16 protein-coding genes are annotated in these 15,936 nt (G+C 72.3%); 9 read left to right on the top strand and 7 right to left on the bottom strand.

Annotated features, from left to right (window positions below; genetic code table 11):
• Positions 1-38 precede the first annotated feature (38 nt).
• The 3 genes from KV394_RS04100 to KV394_RS04090 are packed head-to-tail and all read left to right on the top strand — an operon-like array spanning position 39 to position 2,620.
• Positions 39-1,391 (top strand): MFS transporter, encoded by a 1,353-nt coding sequence (locus KV394_RS04100; RefSeq protein WP_168387208.1) that lies wholly within the window; start codon positions 39-41, stop codon positions 1,389-1,391.
• A 55-nt stretch (positions 1,392-1,446) separates the two neighbouring features.
• On the top strand, positions 1,447-2,052 hold the full coding sequence (dcd, locus tag KV394_RS04095) for a dCTP deaminase (protein WP_136028727.1): 606 nt from the start codon (positions 1,447-1,449) through the stop codon (positions 2,050-2,052).
• A gap of 1 nt (position 2,053) precedes the next feature.
• A complete protein-coding gene (locus KV394_RS04090; RefSeq protein WP_247982372.1) occupies positions 2,054-2,620 on the top strand; it encodes a hypothetical protein in 567 nt (188 codons plus the stop codon).
• A 25-nt stretch (positions 2,621-2,645) separates the two neighbouring features.
• Here the strand turns inward: KV394_RS04090 and KV394_RS04085 are convergent, their stop codons facing one another.
• Entirely contained in the window at positions 2,646-4,172 is a 1,527-nt protein-coding gene (locus KV394_RS04085; RefSeq protein WP_247982371.1) for an MFS transporter, read from the bottom strand.
• 120 nt (positions 4,173-4,292) lie between these two features.
• On the opposite strand from KV394_RS04085, the gene KV394_RS04080 reads away from it, so the two are divergent.
• A complete protein-coding gene (locus KV394_RS04080) occupies positions 4,293-4,673 on the top strand; it encodes a winged helix-turn-helix transcriptional regulator (protein ID WP_136045524.1) in 381 nt (126 codons plus the stop codon).
• 68 nt (positions 4,674-4,741) lie between these two features.
• Here KV394_RS04080 and KV394_RS04075 read toward each other — a convergent pair whose 3' ends face one another.
• Positions 4,742-5,761: an alpha/beta fold hydrolase gene (locus tag KV394_RS04075; RefSeq protein ID WP_247982370.1), complete on the bottom strand. Its 1,020-nt coding sequence runs from the start codon at positions 5,759-5,761 to the stop codon at positions 4,742-4,744.
• A gap of 73 nt (positions 5,762-5,834) precedes the next feature.
• On the opposite strand from KV394_RS04075, the gene KV394_RS04070 reads away from it, so the two are divergent.
• Positions 5,835-6,488, top strand: a complete 654-nt coding sequence (locus KV394_RS04070; protein ID WP_136036424.1) for a TetR family transcriptional regulator C-terminal domain-containing protein — start codon at positions 5,835-5,837, stop codon at positions 6,486-6,488.
• A gap of 58 nt (positions 6,489-6,546) precedes the next feature.
• Here the strand turns inward: KV394_RS04070 and KV394_RS04065 are convergent, their stop codons facing one another.
• Complete coding sequence (locus KV394_RS04065; protein WP_247982369.1) at positions 6,547-7,221, bottom strand: hypothetical protein; 675 nt, start codon at positions 7,219-7,221, stop codon at positions 6,547-6,549.
• A gap of 142 nt (positions 7,222-7,363) precedes the next feature.
• Between KV394_RS04065 and KV394_RS04060 the strand changes: the two genes are divergently transcribed.
• Positions 7,364-7,945 (top strand): MarR family winged helix-turn-helix transcriptional regulator, encoded by a 582-nt coding sequence (locus KV394_RS04060; RefSeq protein ID WP_240745364.1) that lies wholly within the window; start codon positions 7,364-7,366, stop codon positions 7,943-7,945.
• An 82-nt stretch (positions 7,946-8,027) separates the two neighbouring features.
• On the opposite strand, the gene KV394_RS04055 is transcribed toward KV394_RS04060, so the two are convergent.
• From KV394_RS04055 to KV394_RS04045, 3 genes are all read right to left on the bottom strand, one after another.
• Positions 8,028-8,954: a cation diffusion facilitator family transporter gene (locus tag KV394_RS04055; protein WP_407665454.1), complete on the bottom strand. Its 927-nt coding sequence runs from the start codon at positions 8,952-8,954 to the stop codon at positions 8,028-8,030.
• Between the two features lie 30 nt (positions 8,955-8,984).
• The gene (locus KV394_RS04050; RefSeq protein WP_247982368.1) at positions 8,985-10,391 is read right to left on the bottom strand and encodes an MFS transporter; all 1,407 of its coding nucleotides are present in this window, start codon (positions 10,389-10,391) and stop codon (positions 8,985-8,987) included.
• Between the two features lie 87 nt (positions 10,392-10,478).
• Positions 10,479-10,988 carry a DUF3253 domain-containing protein gene (locus tag KV394_RS04045; protein ID WP_247982367.1) on the bottom strand — a complete coding sequence of 170 codons (510 nt, stop codon included), beginning with the start codon at positions 10,986-10,988 and terminating at the stop codon, positions 10,479-10,481.
• A 108-nt stretch (positions 10,989-11,096) separates the two neighbouring features.
• On the opposite strand from KV394_RS04045, the gene KV394_RS04040 reads away from it, so the two are divergent.
• Positions 11,097-11,672 carry an ATP-dependent endonuclease gene (locus KV394_RS04040; RefSeq protein ID WP_136044337.1) on the top strand — a complete coding sequence of 192 codons (576 nt, stop codon included), beginning with the start codon at positions 11,097-11,099 and terminating at the stop codon, positions 11,670-11,672.
• A gap of 54 nt (positions 11,673-11,726) precedes the next feature.
• On the opposite strand, the gene KV394_RS04035 is transcribed toward KV394_RS04040, so the two are convergent.
• Positions 11,727-12,623, bottom strand: coding sequence for an Lrp/AsnC family transcriptional regulator (locus tag KV394_RS04035; RefSeq protein ID WP_136028719.1), 897 nt, complete (start codon positions 12,621-12,623; stop codon positions 11,727-11,729).
• Between the two features lie 219 nt (positions 12,624-12,842).
• Between KV394_RS04035 and KV394_RS04030 the strand changes: the two genes are divergently transcribed.
• Positions 12,843-14,186 carry an MFS transporter gene (locus tag KV394_RS04030; RefSeq protein ID WP_136028718.1) on the top strand — a complete coding sequence of 448 codons (1,344 nt, stop codon included), beginning with the start codon at positions 12,843-12,845 and terminating at the stop codon, positions 14,184-14,186.
• A gap of 48 nt (positions 14,187-14,234) precedes the next feature.
• Entirely contained in the window at positions 14,235-15,923 is a 1,689-nt protein-coding gene (locus KV394_RS04025) for an amidohydrolase (RefSeq protein ID WP_247982366.1), read from the top strand.
• Positions 15,924-15,936 lie beyond the last annotated feature (13 nt).

Raw genomic sequence — 15,936 nt, 5'->3', positions numbered from 1 at the left:
TACTTGTGGCCCTTGCCTGTACTTTACAGACTGAGTCCGTGACCACCAGCCCCGTCGTCGTCCCCGTCCGCTCCTCTCTCCGGCTCTGGATGGCGATGGTGCCGCTCCTACTCGGCGTGCTCATCGGCGCTCTGGCGATCAGCAGCGTGTCCACGGCGCTGCCCGCGATCCGCGACGACCTCGCGCTGACCGACACCGAGGGTCTCTGGCTCGTCGACGTCTACGCGCTGTCGCTCGCGGCGACGCTGATCCTGGCGGCGCGGATCGGCGACGCGTTCGGGCGCAAGACCATCGTCGTGATCGGGCTCGTCGGCTTCGCGGTGCTCAACGGCATCGGCGGCGTCGCCACCAGCGGCCTGCTGCTCATCGTGATCCGGGCTCTGCTCGGCGTTGCGGAGGCCTTCGTGGTCGCGGGTGTGGTGGCCACGATCGGTGCGACCTTCCAGGCGAGGGAGCGCGTGCTCGCGTACGGGCTCTGGACCGCCACCTTCGGCACGGGCAGCGCCCTCGGACCCGTGCTCGGCGGGCTCCTCGCGGAGGGGCCCGGCTGGCGATGGTTGCTGCTGGGCAGTGTGCCGCTCGCGGTGGCCGCCGCCCTGCTCGCCCTGTGGCTCGTGCCGGACTCGCGCAGCACGCAGCCGCCGTCGTGGGACGTGCCGAGCATCCTGTCGTCGATCGTCGCGCTCGGCGCCCTCGTTTTCGCGCTGCACGAGGTGCTGGCCGCTCCCGTGTCGGCCGCGGTGGCCGCGGTCGTGTCGGTAGCCAGCCTCGTGTTCTTCGTGCGGCGGCAGCGTCGGCTGCCCCTCCCGCTGCTCGACCTGGCGCTGTTCCGGGTGCCGGGATTCAGTCCGGCGATCGTGCGCATCATCGTCAGCAGCGGGGCGTCGTCGGCGTCGGTGCTCCTGGTGAGCCTGCACCTGCAGGATGCGCGCGGACAGAGTGCCGCCGAGGCGGGCATCGCGCTGCTGCCGCAGGCCGCGGCGATCGCGATCGGCGGGGTGCTGGCGCCGCTCGCGCTGCGCTGGCTGTCGGCGAACGCACTCACCGTGCTGGTGCTGCTGCTGCAGGCGTTCGGGCTCGTGTGGCTCGCGTTCGACCCCGGCATCGTGGCGCTGCCCCTCGTGCTGGTCGGGCTCGGGTTCGGCATCGCGGGGACCCTCGCCGCCGCGACGCTGTTCGAGGTGACGACCGAGGATCAGGCGGGACAGGTCGGGGCGGTGCAGGAGGTGGGCTTCGCCCTGGGCGGCGGACTCGGCATCGCGGTGTTCGGCACGATCGCGGCCGTGCTCGTGACGGACGGCTTCCCGGTGGCGGTGGTCGCGGCGGCGGTGACCGTGACGGCGGCCGCGCTGCTCCCGCTGCTCTCGCGTCGCAGCGCCCCGGCCCTGTGACGCGGATGCCGCAGGTCGCGTGAGGCGCGACCCGTGCGGTGACTAGGCTGAGGCCGTGCTTCTCAGCGATCGCGACATCAGGGCAGAACTCGCGTCGGGCCGTGTCGGCCTGGCTCCGCACGAGCCGGAGATGATCCAGCCGTCCAGCATCGACGTGCGCCTGGACCGCTACTTCCGCCTCTTCGACAACCACAAGTACCCGTTCATCGACCCGTCGGTGGATCAGCCCGAGCTCACCCGGCTCATCGAGGTCGATCCGGACGAGCCGTTCATCCTCCACCCCGGCGAGTTCGCGCTCGGGGCGACGTTCGAGCAGGTGACGCTGCCGGACGACATCGCCGCGCGTCTCGAGGGCAAGTCCTCGCTCGGGCGCCTCGGCCTGATCACGCACTCCACGGCCGGGTTCATCGACCCCGGGTTCACGGGTCATGTGACGCTGGAGCTGGCGAACGTCGCGACCCTGCCGATCAAGCTGTGGCCGGGGATGAAGATCGGGCAGCTGTGCTTCTTCCGGCTCACCTCGCCCGCCGAGAACCCCTACGGCTCCGGCCCCTACGGCAACCGGTACCAGGGGCAGCGCGGGCCCACCGCGTCGCGGTCGTTCCAGAACTTCCACCGCACCGACGTGGGCGTGACCGATGTGGGAGCGATCGGAGGCTGACATGAGCGACGGCGACGGGCGGACCCCGGAGGAGCCCGGAACCCCGGGTGGACCTGTGGCCCCGGACGGCCCGGTGACGCCCGAGCCCCTGCTGCCTCATGAGCCCGCGGCCTCGGATGAGCCGGTGGCCCCGGATGACCCGGGTGCCGCCGGTGCGGCCGTCCCGACGGAGTCCGCGGCGATCCGCCCGGCCGACGACGTGATCCCCCCGGCCCCGCCGGAGACCCCGATCCCGGACGGCCTGCTCGACCCGCCGCCCGCCGACATCCCGCCCGCGAACGCCGTGCTGCCGCCGCCTCCGCCGCCCACGCGCCGCTCGGAGCGCGAGCGCCCGACGCCCGCGATCCTCGAGGGGGAGCCGCCCGCTGCGGCGGCCGACGACTGGTCGCAGCCGTCGCTCGCTCCGGAGGTGCCGGAGGGCGGCAGCTACCGCGTGCTCGCCGGCCTCATCTTCGTGTTCCTGTTCCTGCTGCTCGTCGCCGCCGTGGTCGCGCTCGTGGTCCTGGTGAATGCCGGGTTCCCGACCCTCGCCGACGCGGCGCCCGCGCTGACTCCGCTGCGGGTCTGACGCCGGATCTTCGGGCTCGCCGCACTCATCCCCGGGCTGCGCGGCGGAGGGTCACGATCGCAGTCGCGCTCGCCACCGCCAGCAGAACCGCTCCCAGCCAAGCTGCCGCTTCGAACCCTGCCGCGAACGCCTCCGTCGCGAACGAGCGGAGCGCGTCGCCCTGCACGGCGGGGAGGTCGTCGGCCGTCGTCATCGCCACCGCGAGCGTCTCGGCCGCGCTCTCATGGGCCTCGACCGTGCCGTCGGCCGGCGAGCCGTCCGGGATCCCCGCGCGGTAGATCGCGATCCCGACGCTGCCCATCACGGCGATGCCGAGCGACACCCCCACCTCGGTGCTCGTCTCGCTCAGTGCGGACGCGGAGCCGGCACGCTCCACGGGAGCGGAGCCGACGACCAGGTCGGTCGCCAGGGCCGTCACGGGGCCGATCCCGGCGTAGGCGAGCGCGAAGCCGACCAGCACCAGAGTCGTGTCTCCGAGGCCGGCCGCCCTGGCGAGGACCACGAAGCCGGCGGCCGACGCGGCGAGGGCGATGCCGATGATCAGCAGGCGGGGCACACGGCGGGCGAGGATGGGCGCGATCACCGAGGTCGCGATCAGCGCCGCCGCACCGGGCAGCAGGAGCAGGCCGGTGATGAGCGGTGGGTGACTCGCCACGAGCTGCAGGTGCTGCGTGAGGAAGAGGTAGATACCGCCGATCGCGAGCGTGCTGATCAGCATGGCGATCAGGCCGGTGCGCACCAGCGGATTCGCGAACAGGCGCAGGTCGAGCAGCGGATCGACCAGGCGGTTCTGTCGGCGGATGAAGAGGAGACCGAGGAGCAGGCCGAGCACGGCGGACGCCGCCGCGAGCAGCCCGACACCGTGGGTCGCGACCTCCTTGATCCCGAACGTGAGCGACACCATGGCGGCGACGACGAGGGCGACGCTGACGAGGTCGGGGCGGCCGGCGGACCGGTCGCGATACTCCGGGAGGAGCAGGGGGCCGACGATCAGAAGCAGGGCCATGACGGGGAGCCCCAGCAGGAACACCGATCCCCACCAGAAGTGCTCCAGCAGCGCGCCGCCGACGATCGGGCCGAGTGCGATCCCGGCCGAGAACATCGTGGCCCAGATGCCGATGGCGAGCCCGCGCTGGTGCGCGTCGCGGAACATGGTGCTGATGAGGGCGAGGGTCGACGGCATGAGGGTCGCACCCGCGATGCCCATGACCGCGCGGCTCGCGATGAGCATCTCGGGCGTGAGGGAGAAAGCCGCCGCGGCCGAGGCGGCGCCGAATGCGGCGGCTCCGATCAGCAGCAGTCGTCTGCGGCCGATCCGGTCGCCGAGGGAGCCCATGGTCACGAGGAACCCGGCGATCATGAAGCCGTAGATGTCGATGATCCACAGGAGCTGCGCCGCTGACGGCCGCAGATCCTCGCTCACGTGCGGGACGCCGAGGTGCAGCACCGTGATGTCGAGCGCCAGGAGCAGCGTCGGCAGTGCGAGCGCGGCGAGACCGAACCACTCCCTCGCGCCCGCCCGCGCCTCGGTGATCAGGGGTGCGTTGTTCATCGTGTCCTCGTTCGGCTCTTCTCCGGGTGGATCCCGTCCCTCATACTGAGACCGTTCCCGCTCCTGCGGGAAGTACCCACTAATTACTGCGGTACTTACCTTTTGGTAAGGAGGAGGATTATGGCGGAGACGGTGCGATGCGGGCCCTACGTCTGCGGGATCGACGCGGCGCTGGATGTCGTGAGCGGAAAGTGGAAGGGCCTGATCCTGTGGGAGCTGGTGGAGCACGGCACCATGCGCTTCGCCCAGCTGCGCCGCGCACTCCCGGGCGTGAGCGAGAAGATGCTCACCCAGCATCTCCGGGAGATGGAGCGGGACGGGCTCCTGCTCCGACAGGTGTTCGCCGAGGTTCCGCCGCGCGTCGAGTACTCGCTGACGGACGCGGGAGCCTCGCTCAGCGCGGCTCTCGAACCCCTGGGCGAGTGGGGTCAGCAGCGGATCCTCCGCGAGGACATCGCCCTCGTCGACCACGCGGACGCGCCGCGGATGCCACGCCCCTGACGCGTGGCGGGTGGGCGGGCCGCCGGATCTCCTCGGGTACGCTCGGCGCGGCGGTCAGTGCGCGGCGGTCAGTGCGCGGCGGATGAGGAGAGGTGTGGCCGAGACGCGGCGTCGTCCGGCCGACCGCGTCCGGTGCCGCCGGAACGATCGGACGATCCCGCCCGGTGATCGGACGCCGCCGTCGGGTGGCCGGGCGAGGCCGCCAGGTGGCTCGCGGTGCCGAGCGCGTCGACCGCGGGCAGCCCGCCCGTGACGAGAGCCACGACCGCGTCGAGGGTGGGGTCGGCCGAGAGCACCTTCGTGTGACCGAGGCCCACCGTGCGCAGCATCCGCGAGCGGCCGGGGTGGGCGGCGTGCAGGCGCAGGGCGTCACGGTCGGGCAGGCGGCGGTCGCCGCGGTCGTGCACCACGAGCAGCGCGGTGCCGTCGGGCAACGGGTGTCGTCCGGCGTCGAAGCGCTCGGCCGCCGTGGCCTCGTCGATCGCGAGGCGGCGGTGGAACCGCTCGCGGAGGTTCTGCGCGGTGGGCTCGTCGAGGCGCAGGTCGCTGGCGAACTGGGCGAGGAAGGCCTCGGGCGCCGCGGCACCGGCGAGCACGGCCACAGCGGGCACCGGCACGGTCGTGCGGGCGGCGGTGAGGGCGCCCAGCGCGCCGAAGGAGTGACCGACCAGCGCCTCGAACGGGCCGTGCTCGGCCTGCAGTCGCTCGGCGACCGTCACCCAGTCGCGCACGTCGGTCGCTCGGCCGCCGGACGACCCGTGTGCCGGCCCGTCGAACGCGAGCACGCGGAACCCCTCGGCCACCAGCTCGCGCACGAGCGGCGCGAACTGCGACGCCCGGCCGCGCCAGCCGTGCAGGAGCAGCACGGTGCGCGGCCCGCGACCCCACTCGTACGTGGTGACCTCGATGCCGCGCACCGTGACGGTGCCGCGGCGGGCGTCGCTGTGGGTCGGCGCATCGGCGGGGCGCACGCGCATGCGCGGGCCGGTGGTGAAGAACAGGCGGAGCGCGACGGCACCCGCCAGCCGTGGCGAGACGCGGGCGAGCGGGGGGACGGTGCGGGCGAGCAGAACGGGCAGGGACGGCATCGTGACTCCTTCGCCGGAACAATACGAACGATCATACGTATACTAGGCGAACGATCGTTCGTATACTAGGGGGATGTCCGAGAGCCCGATCCTGGACGGCCGACGGGTACGGGGTGATGCCTCCCGCCGCGTCGTGCTCCACAGCGCCACGAACCTGGCGTCGGTCGAGGGTCTCGACGGCCTGACGATCGGTCGGCTCGCTGCGGCGTCCGGATCGAGCAAGAGCAGCATCGCCACGCTCTTCCGCAGCAAAGAGGGGTTGCAGCTCGCCACGATCGAAGCCGCCAGGGAGATCTTCCTCGCACGGATCGTCGAGCCCGCCCGTGCCGAGCCCCGCGGCGTTCGACGCCTCGCGGCGCTGCTGCGCCACTCGCTGCTCTATTCGAAGGACCGCGTGTTCACCGGAGGCTGCTTCTTCGCCGCGACCTCCGCCGACGTCGACTCCAAGACCGGGCCGGTGACCGACGCCGTGCGCGCGGCCCTGACCGACTGGCACGGGTACATCGAGGCCCAGCTGCGTCACGCCATCGCGGTCGGAGAGATCGCGGTCGACGACGTGGACGTGCTGGCGTTCGAACTCGTCGCGCTGAACGAGGAAGCCAACTCGCGCTCGCTGCTCCTCGACGACGAACGGCCCTATGCCCTCGCCGCGGCGGCGATGCGCGGACGCCTCCGTGCTGTCGGCGCCCCCGACGACGCCGTGGCGCTCCTCGACCTCGAGATGTAGAGCCCCGGCGCGCGACAGGGCGCCTTCCCAGACGGGAAGGCGCCCTGTGGTGCGGCGGTCAGGCGGCGCGACCGCGGCGGAACCCGGCGTCGTAGCCGCGCTCGAACGCGTGACGTGCGCGGCGCTCGCCCGGGTGGCCGTGACCGCACGGCCCCTCCGGCATCGCGTGGCCGTCGTGGCCGTGGCTGTGGCCGTGGCGGACGTCGTAGCCGTCGTCGTGCCCGTAGAAGCCGTCGCGCTCGCCGTGGCCGTGGTGGCCGAACGGGGCGCGGAAACCGTGACCGTGCCGGTGGCCCCGCGGGCCGCGGTGCGTGCGGGGGAGGGGCGTGCCCTCCTCCCACCCGAACGCGCGGGCGATGGCCTCGAGCGATGCGAGCGTCGTGGCGAGGTCGTCCGTGGGGACGGCGTCGACGACCTTGGCGCGGATGCCGTCGACCAGGGCGCCGAGGCGCTCCTTCGCGGCGCGGCCGTCGTCGGTGAGGGACCAGCCCTCGCCGTCGGTGACGACCCACCCGCGGTCGATCAGGCGTCGCAGCTTGTGCGCACGAAGCGGGCGTTCGCGTTCGACCGAGCCGTCGACGACGTTGAGCAGGCGCCAGTCGCGCCGGGTGATGCCCTCGTCGTCGAACGCGGCGGCGAACTCAGCCGCCATGAGGCGGTCGACGGCCTTGAGCCAGTAGCCGAACGGGCGCGGCGGCTGGGGAGTCTCTGTGGTGTCTGTGGTGGTGTTCATGGGGTTGTCCTCTGTTCAGGGGCGGCTGGTGGGCCGCGGTGGTGGCCGGTGGATGTCAGGTGACATATCCATGTGATCCGGCATGTACATGTAGTGTGACATGCAGATCTAAAGCATGTCAAGTCGCATGTAAAATCGAGGCATGGCCACCCGTTCCCGCGACTCCGAACCGCACGACCCCGCCGAGGCGATCGCCCAGGCGCTGTCTCGTCTCCGCGGGCGTCGGCCCGGTCAGCGCGAGCACGGACCGCGCGGACGCGGCGGACCCCACGGCTGGCCCGGCGGAGGTCACGACGGCCCGCACGCCGACGGTGCCCACGAGCACTTCGGCCATCACCGCGGGCACCCCGGGATGCCGCCGTGGATGGCCGACCCCTCCGGACGCCTCGGCGGCCCCGCCCGCATGCGGATGCTCGAGGCACTGGCCTCGGCGCCCGAACCGCTGAGCGTGAGCGCGCTCGGCCAGGCGATCGGCGTGGATCAGCCCCGCGCGTCGCGGCTCGTGCAGCAGGGCGTGCAGGGCGGCTTCGTGCGTCGTGAGGCCGACCCGGACGACGCGCGCCGCACCCGGATCGCGCTGACCGACGAGGGCCGCCGGCTCGCGCGTGGTCTGCGCGGGGAGAGGAGGGAGCTGCTCACCCAGGCGCTCGCGCCCTTCACCGACGACGAGCGCACCGAACTCGCGCGTCTGCTCACCAAGCTCGCCGACAACTGGCCGCGCTGACGCCGCGACGATTCCTGCTCCGCCGGTCTCGCACCGCCGGTCTCGCGCCTCCGACCTCGCTCCGCGGGTCTCGCTCCGCGACTCAGGCGCGCGCGAAGTCGAGCGAGGGCTCGTCGTCCACCGAGAGGGACAGCACGACCGCCTCGATCGCGTCGTGCGCCTCGATCCGCCGCTCCACCTCGCGCAGCCGACGCGCCACGTCGTGCTCGCGTGCGTCGCCCGACAGGTCGACCTCGGCCGCGAGGAACAGCCGGTTCGGCCCCACGTACTCGATGTGCAGGTAGGTCACCCGTTCGATGTCGTCCAGCCCCAGCAGAGCCGTGCCGACCCTCGAGCGCAGGGTGGGGGAGACGCTCGTGCCGACGAGGAATGCGATGTTGCGTCCGATCAGGATCACCGCGACCACCCCGAGCAGCACGCCCACCAGGATCGAGCCGATCGCGTCCCAGGCGGCCACGCCGGTGAGCTGGTGCAGCAGGATCGAGCCGCCCGCGAGGACCAGGCCGACGAGGGCTGCCGAGTCCTCGAAGAACACGGCGCGGAGGGTCGTGTCGCTCGTCTCCAGCACGAAGTCCCACGTGGAGCTGCCGCGCTCGCGCGCCAGGCGGCGGGAGCGGATCATCGCCTGCGTGAACGAGGCCCCCTCGAGCACGAACGCGATACCGAGGACGACGTAGGCGACGACCGGGCTCTCCACCGGGCCGGTGTCGGACAGCTCCTGGATGCCGTGCATGATCGACACGATCGAGCCCGCGGTGAAGATGCCGAACGCGGCGATCAGCGACCACACGAAGGCGTTGCGGCCGTAGCCGAGCGGATGCCGCGCGTCTTTGGTCTTCGCGCCGCGCCGGTCGGCGATCAGCAGGAACACCTCGTTGCCCGCGTCCGCCCAGGAGTGCGCGGCCTCGGCGACCATCGACGCGGACGAGGTGATGACCGCGGCCACCGTCTTCGCGATCGCGACGAGCACGTTGGCGAGGAAGGCGAGCAGCACGGTCACCCCGGTCACGCTACTCCTGCCCCGCGGGGCGGTCGCGTCCTAGCGTGGAGCCTTCACCGGCAGCAGCAGGAGGAACCCGGCGATCAGCACGATCACGATGCCGAGGATGCCGAACGCCGTCTGCGCGGTCAGGGCGATCAGCACGGTCCAGGCGGCGGAGGCCATCCAGCTCGCCGCCCGTCCCGTCGTCGCGTACAGGCCGAAGATCTCGCCCTCGCGGCCGGCCGGGGTGACGCGGGCCAGGAAGGACCGCGCGGCGGCCTGCGCCGGTCCGACGAACGCGCACAGGATGAGTCCGCCCACCCAGAACACGATCGCGCCGGCATCGCGCAGCAGGAAGACCGCGAGCCCCGCGACGATCATGGCCGCGATCGAGCCGAGGATGATGCGCTTCGGACCGAGGCGGTCGTCGAGTCGCCCGGCCAGGATCGTCGACACCCCCGCGACGAGGTTCGCCGCGATGCCGAACACAATGATGTCCTGCGTGCCGAACCGGAACACGGCCGTGCCGATGATCGCGCCGAACGCGAACACGCCGCCCAGGCCGTCGCGGAACACCGCGCTCGCGAGCAGGTACCAGAAGGTCGAGCGGGTCTCCGGGTCGCGGTACAGCCCCACGACGTCCTGCACCAGCAGCACGTACGACCGGAAGAAGCCGACCTTCCGCTCCGGGCGGCCGAGCGACGGTTCCGGCACGTTGAGGAAGATCGGGATGGCGAACACGATCGCCCACACGGCGCAGCCGACCGCGATCAGCCGGTACGCGAGTCCGTTGTCGGTCGGCATCCCGAACCAGTCGAAGGTGTCGAGCACCACCACGATCACGAGCGCGATGATGCCGCCGAGGTACCCGGAGCCCCAGCCGAGGCCCGAGATGCGTCCGACGTTCTTGGGGTTCGCGATGCCGATCAGCATGGCGTTGGAGTTGACCGCTGCGATCTCGCCGAACACCGACCCGGCGGAGATCAGCGCCACGCCCACCCAGAACAGGGCGGGGACCGGCTCGACGAACCACAGCCCGAACATGCAGAGGATCAGTGCGCCCGTGCCGATGCCCAGCCACAGCTTCTGGCGTCCGGCGGCATCCGCCCGCTGACCGAGCACCGGGGCGAGCAGGAGGATGCCGAAGGCGGCGACCGTGAGGCCGAGACCGAGGCCGGACGCGAGGTCGGCCTCCGCGGCGATCCGTACCGGGTCGTTCTCGTCGAGCGCGGCGACCTCGGGCGGCAGGAACGAGGGGCTGACGAGGTAGAGCGCCGTGAACACGAACGTGAGGATCACCGTGTTGAACGGCTGGGTCGCCCAGTCCCACAGGGCCCACGAGTACACCTGCTTCTTCGGGGCGGGGGTCTCGCCGCGCAGGTCGAGGCCGACCACGGCGACGGCTCCGCTGTTCGCGGTCGCTGCGGGCTCCGGTGCGCCGCTGCGGGATTCGGGTTCGCTCATGCTCGCAGTCTGGCGGGGCCCGGTGAACGCCCGGTGACGGCGCGCCGTGTCCCGCGCGGCACCCCGGCTCGACCCACTCCGCCCGGGTCAGAGGGCGGGGCCGCGGCGGATGCGCACCGGGCCGCGCGCGGAGGCGATGTCGACCGGCTCGCCCTTCTGGGTCACCACGACCTCGTCCCGGTCGGCGAGCGCGGCGGTCACGCGGCGCACGTCGTCCATCCGGTTGCGCCAGGCCTCCCCGCCGACGGCTCTGGCGACGTCGCTCGGGCAGATCGACGACCCCTCCCTCTTGCGGGTGAGGGTGCGGATGGCGGCCGCGATGCGCTCCGCGGACTCCTCGGGCGTCGGCTGCTCCCACCACGGGGCGCCGCGTTCGCCGAGGGCGGTCTTCGCATCGTGCACGCGGCGCCGCGCCTCGGGCTCTGCCGCCTTGACGGCGCGCCGCGCGGCCATCAGCTCGTCGACCAGCTCCTGGCGCAGTTTCTCCGGGATGGCCGGGTCGGTCGCCCGCCACCGGCGTCCGTTCACGACGATGTGGTGGCCATCGGGCGTGCGCTCCGGTGCCGTGGCCGCGTCCGGCTCGTCGGGCTGCTCCATGTCGGCAGTGTGCCGCGGCGGGCCCTCCAACGGCAGACCCTTGACGCGCGGCCATCCGCGTCGGGTGCGGTCGAAGCGCGACGGACACCGGGTGCGTAGGGTCGAGGGATGGCGGCGAGTGCGGGGCGAGGAGGCGGCACGGTCGTGCTGTTCGAGGGGGCGAGCGACCGGCTCGCGTTCCTCGCCGCGGCGCAGCGCCTCGGCGAGACGCTCGACGACCTCGACCTGGTCGACCTCGACGGCATCACGAACCTCCGTTCCCGGCTCGCGGCCCTCCGCGCGGTCGAGCCTGCCGTGCGGGTGCTCGGCCTCTACGACGCGGCGGAGGGCGCGTACGTGACCCGGGTCCTGCGCGACGACGGCGCGATCGACGCCACGGGCGTGCCCGCCGATGCGGGGTTCTTCGGCTGTGAGCGCGACCTCGAAGACGAGGTGATCCGTGCCGCCGGGGTTCCGTTGGTGGAGCAGGCGCTGGCGGCGCGGGGCGAGCTCGGGCGGTTCCGCGTGTTCCAGGGGCAGCCGGCGCAGCGGGGCAGGGTCGTGGAGGATCAGCTGCATCGCTTCGCCGGGACGGCCGCGGGCCGCAAGGCGCGGTTCGCCGCGGACATCGTCGGCCTGCTCCCGCTCGACCGGATGCCGCCCGCGCTGTCGGCCCTGCTCGACGTGGTCCACCCCGCCGCCTGACCCGGGCTCGACGCGGTGCATGCCGCGTGACCCCCGACCCGGGCGACTTCGCGCTCACTCCGTGCGGAGCGGGCGGAGCGTGCGGGCGTAGTCCTCCTTGAGCACCGCGAGGTGGAGCCAGGCCTCGATCCGGGTCACCCCGGGCAGCGCGCGCAGGCGCTCCAGGCTCGCGTACAGGGCGCCGGCCGAGGGCTCGACGAGTGTCGCGACCGCGTCGAAGCGGCCGAGCGTGCGGGCGGCGAAGTCGACACCGCGACCGCGGCGCAGCTCCTCGATCACGGCCTCGTCGTCGTCGCCGAGGGTCATGCCCACGCCCATCGACAGCTGCCGGTGCGCGAGGCCGCGTGCCTCGACCGCGCTGATCTTGATGACGCCCGCGTCGATGAGCCGCTGCACCCGGGTCGCGACGGCGCTGGGGGAGAGGCGCACCTCTTCGCCGAGCGCGCGGAAGCTCATGCGGCCATCGGCCTGCAGGTGCTCCACGAGGGCTTCGTCGATCGCGTCGAGCGTGACCCCGCCGTGGTACTCCGACACGAAGAACCCCTTGATCACGGTGGAGTAGATGATGGTGTTGATGTCGAGCACGCCTGCGCTGCCGCGGATGCGGGCGAGCAGGTCGTGCAGTTCCGACATCGACCCCACGCGCACCTCGGTCACGATGTCGTGCGCGCCGCCGACGGCCGACACGAGCACGGTCTCGCTCATGTCGCGCAGGTGCTCGGCCACGACCTCGACGGCGCCGTCGGTGCGGATCGACACGTGCGCGAGGACGTGCTGGCCGAGGAAGACCGGGTCCACCGCGGCGACCACGCGCACCGTGCGGTCGGCCAGCAGCGTGCGCAGTCGTGCAGCCACCGCGGCCCTGGACTGCCCGAGCCGCTCGGCCAGGGCGCGGATGCTCGCGCGCCCGTCCTCCTGGAGCGCGCGGATGAGTTCGGCGTCGAAATCCATGGCTGCGTCCCGATCCGTCAGTTTCCCCGGTCTGCACGACGACGCGCGCAGAACCTCAGCGTAACCCCGCGTGCGACCGGCGGGAAGGCCCGCTTTGCGTGCACAAGGGACCAGAAGTCCAGTGAATCCCCGTTCTCGCTGGAGTTCTGCCCTTGCCGCCGGGTCGTCACGTCCCTAGCATCGATCGCTATCCGACACCATCCGCGAAGGAGCGGGTCCATGACCACCACCCCCACCCCCCGAAGCGGCGTCCACAGCCGCGCACGCCGCGCCGGCATCGCCGCCTTCGTCGGCACCACGATCGAGTGGTACGACTTCTACGTCTACGCCACGGCCGCCGCCCTCGTCTTCGGCCCGCTGTTCTTCCCGAGCGACGACCCCCTCGCCGAGACCGCCGCGGCGTTCGCGACGTTCGCGGTCGCCTTCCTCGTCCGTCCCCTCGGCGGCATCGTCTTCGGTCACATCGGCGACAAGCTCGGCCGCCGGGTCTCGCTCGTCATCACCCTGCTGCTGATGGGCGCCGCGACCGTGCTCGTCGGCTGCCTCCCCACCTACGAGAACATCGGCATCCTCGCGCCGATCCTCCTGATCCTGCTGCGCGCCATCCAGGGCCTCGCGGTCGGTGGCGAGTGGGGTGGCGCCGTGCTCATGAGCGTCGAGCACGCCCCGGAGAAGTCGAAGACGTTCTACGGCGGCTTCACCCAGCTCGGCAACCCCGCCGGTGCGCTGCTCGCCTCGGGCATCTTCGCGATCATGGCCCGCGGCGGCGACACGTTCATCATCGATGGCGGCTGGCGCATCCCGTTCCTGCTGTCGATCGTGCTGATCGCCGTCGGCCTGTGGGTCCGCTACCGCGTGGAGGAGTCGCCGGTCTTCGAGGAGAAGATCGAGGGCCGCAAGCAGTCCATGCCCCTCGCCTTCGCGCTGCGCGTCAACTGGAAGCCGATCCTGCTCGGCATCGGCATCCTGCCCATCTCCACGGGCGGCTACTACCTGGCCACGACGTTCGCCACCGCCTACGCGACCGGCGAGCCCATCGCGATCAGCGAGCAGGTGATCCTCGACGCCATGACGATCGCCTCGTTCGTGGAGTTCGTGGTCACGCTGCCGGTCGCCTGGCTCGGCGACAAGTGGGGCCGCAAGAACGTGATGTACATCGGCCTGATCACCTCGGTGTTGACGTTCGCGCCGTTCCTGCTGGTGATGCCGGGACGGGTCGAGCCGCTGATCTTCCTGCTCGCCTCGCTGGTGCGCATCGCGATGAGCGCGACCTACGCCCCGATCGCCGCGATCCTCGCGCAGATGTTCCGCCCGCAGGCGCGGTACACCTCGATCGCCCTCTCCTACGGCGTGGGCGCCGCGATCTGGGCCGGCTTCTCGCCCTGGTTCGCGACGCAGCTGATCGCCTGGACCGGCAGCGTCTGGTCGGTGATCGCGATGTTCGTCGGCATGGCCGTGATCGCCGGGATCTGCACGCGCCTCGCGCCGCAGCACTCCGACGAGGCACCGGTCACGGCCTCGTTCACCGCCCGGACCGACACCACGGCGAACCGCCTGCCCTGATCGGCTCCGCCTCCCCACCCGCACGACCCCACCGCGAACAGGCTCCTCATGCGCAAGCTCACCCCCTTCGACCGCTCGGCCCAGGCCGCCCCCGCCCTCGTCACCGCCCGCGCCATCCACACCGCGGACGCGGCGGACACCACCGCGACCGCGATGCTCACCGACCGGGGGCGCATCGTCGCCCTCGGCACGGTCGCGGAGTGCGAGGACGTGGCGGCCAGGGCCGAGCTGACCCCGGAGCGCGTCGAGCTCGGCGACGCGGTCGTGGTGCCCGGGTTCGTCGACGCGCACGCGCACCCGCTCATGTTCGGGCAGATGATGACGTGGGTGGACTGCGGGCCGGAGAAGGCGGGCAGCATCCCCGAGATCGTCGCCCTGCTGAAGGCCGCGGCGGCCGGGCTCCCCGCCGGTCGCCCGGTGCGCGGATACGGCTACGAGCAGCGCAACCTCGCCGAGAAGCGCCACCCCACCCGGTTCGAGCTCGACGAGGTCGCGTCCGACCGGGAGGTGTACCTCATGAACGCCTCGGGTCACGGCGGCGTCGTGAACTCGTACACGCTCGACGTCAACGGCGTGGACCGCGACACCCCGAACCCGGACGGCGGCGAGTTCTTCCGCGACGCCGACGGCGAGCTCACCGGGGAGCTGTCCGACGCGGCGTGCAACATCCTGACGGGCGTGCACGGGGTGAAGATCGGCCACCACGGCCCGAACTTCCACCTGGCCGATGAGCCGGAGGAGCACCTGCGGCAGCTCGACGCCGCGACGCAGCGGTTCCTCGCGGGCGGTGTCACCTCGATCGGCGACTGCCAGGTCACGCGCCGCGAGTTCGACATGTACCTGCGGCTCGCGGAGGCCGGGCGGCTCGAGCTGCGCGTGTCGATGTACCTGCTGTCGCATCTGCTCGACGAGGCGCTCGAGATGGGGCTCGTCGGACAGTTCGGCAACGCGCACCTGAGCTTCGCCGGCATCAAGTTCTACGCCGACGGCACCCTCGGCGGCTGGACCGCGTACTTCCCCGACGGCTACGTGGGCGACCCGTGCCGCACGGGCCAGCTGTACCACGAGCCCGCCGACTACGCCGAGCTGATCCGCAAGGCGCACGCCGCGGGGCTCCAGACGGCGACGCACGCGCAGTCGCCCACCGCGATCGAGATGGTCGTGTCGGCGATCGAGGCCGCGCTCGCCGAACGTCCAGATGCGGACGCCCGGCACCGCATCGAGCACTGCGGCCTGCCCACGCCCGGGCAGATCGCGCGCATGGCGACCGCCGGCATCCGTCCCGTCAACCAGACCCAGCACTACTTCAACTGGGGCGAGGGCGTGGAGGAGGCCATCGGCACCCCGGGCGAGCGGTTCAACCCGCTCGGCGAGTTCGAGCGGGCGGGCGTGCCCATGACGATCTCCTCCGACGCCCCGGTCGCCGAGCCGATCCCGCTGGAGGCCATCCAGACGGCGGTCACCCGCGTCACCCGCCGCGGCCACCGGCTCGGGCCCGACGACCTGCGCATCTCCGCGCTCGCCGCACTGCGCGCCCACACGATCGAGGGGGCCGTGTCGATCGGGCGGGAAGACGACCTGGGCTCGCTGGAAGTGGGCAAGCTCGCCGACTTCGCGGTGCTCTCGGACGACCCGCTGGCCGTGCCCGCCGAGGAGATCGCGGCCATCGAGGTGCGCGAGACCTGGGTCGACGGCGTGCGCCGCCACGTCGCCGCCCGCACCACGGCCGCCGTCTGAACGAGGATACGAG

Source organism: Microbacterium sufflavum (assembly GCF_023101165.1).
GTDB lineage: Bacteria > Actinomycetota > Actinomycetes > Actinomycetales > Microbacteriaceae > Microbacterium > Microbacterium sufflavum.
Note: the sequence above shows the minus strand (reverse complement) of the source record. Positions and strands in the feature narration are given on the sequence as shown.

Bases quoted from the DNA above. Each gene is read 5' to 3' on its own strand.
- KV394_RS04090 (WP_247982372.1), top strand. From the start codon at position 2,054: ATGAGCGACGGCGACGGGCGGACCCCGGAGGAGCCCGGAACCCCGGGT.
- KV394_RS04085 (WP_247982371.1), bottom strand. From the start codon at position 4,172: ATGAACAACGCACCCCTGATCACCGAGGCGCGGGCGGGCGCGAGGGAG.
- KV394_RS04080 (WP_136045524.1), top strand. From the start codon at position 4,293: ATGGCGGAGACGGTGCGATGCGGGCCCTACGTCTGCGGGATCGACGCG.
- KV394_RS04075 (WP_247982370.1), bottom strand. From the start codon at position 5,761: ATGCCGTCCCTGCCCGTTCTGCTCGCCCGCACCGTCCCCCCGCTCGCC.
- KV394_RS04070 (WP_136036424.1), top strand. From the start codon at position 5,835: ATGTCCGAGAGCCCGATCCTGGACGGCCGACGGGTACGGGGTGATGCC.
- KV394_RS04065 (WP_247982369.1), bottom strand. From the start codon at position 7,221: ATGAACACCACCACAGACACCACAGAGACTCCCCAGCCGCCGCGCCCG.
- KV394_RS04060 (WP_240745364.1), top strand. From the start codon at position 7,364: ATGGCCACCCGTTCCCGCGACTCCGAACCGCACGACCCCGCCGAGGCG.
- KV394_RS04050 (WP_247982368.1), bottom strand. From the start codon at position 10,391: ATGAGCGAACCCGAATCCCGCAGCGGCGCACCGGAGCCCGCAGCGACC.
- KV394_RS04045 (WP_247982367.1), bottom strand. From the start codon at position 10,988: ATGGAGCAGCCCGACGAGCCGGACGCGGCCACGGCACCGGAGCGCACG.
- KV394_RS04040 (WP_136044337.1), top strand. From the start codon at position 11,097: ATGGCGGCGAGTGCGGGGCGAGGAGGCGGCACGGTCGTGCTGTTCGAG.
- KV394_RS04035 (WP_136028719.1), bottom strand. From the start codon at position 12,623: ATGGATTTCGACGCCGAACTCATCCGCGCGCTCCAGGAGGACGGGCGC.
- KV394_RS04030 (WP_136028718.1), top strand. From the start codon at position 12,843: ATGACCACCACCCCCACCCCCCGAAGCGGCGTCCACAGCCGCGCACGC.
- KV394_RS04025 (WP_247982366.1), top strand. From the start codon at position 14,235: ATGCGCAAGCTCACCCCCTTCGACCGCTCGGCCCAGGCCGCCCCCGCC.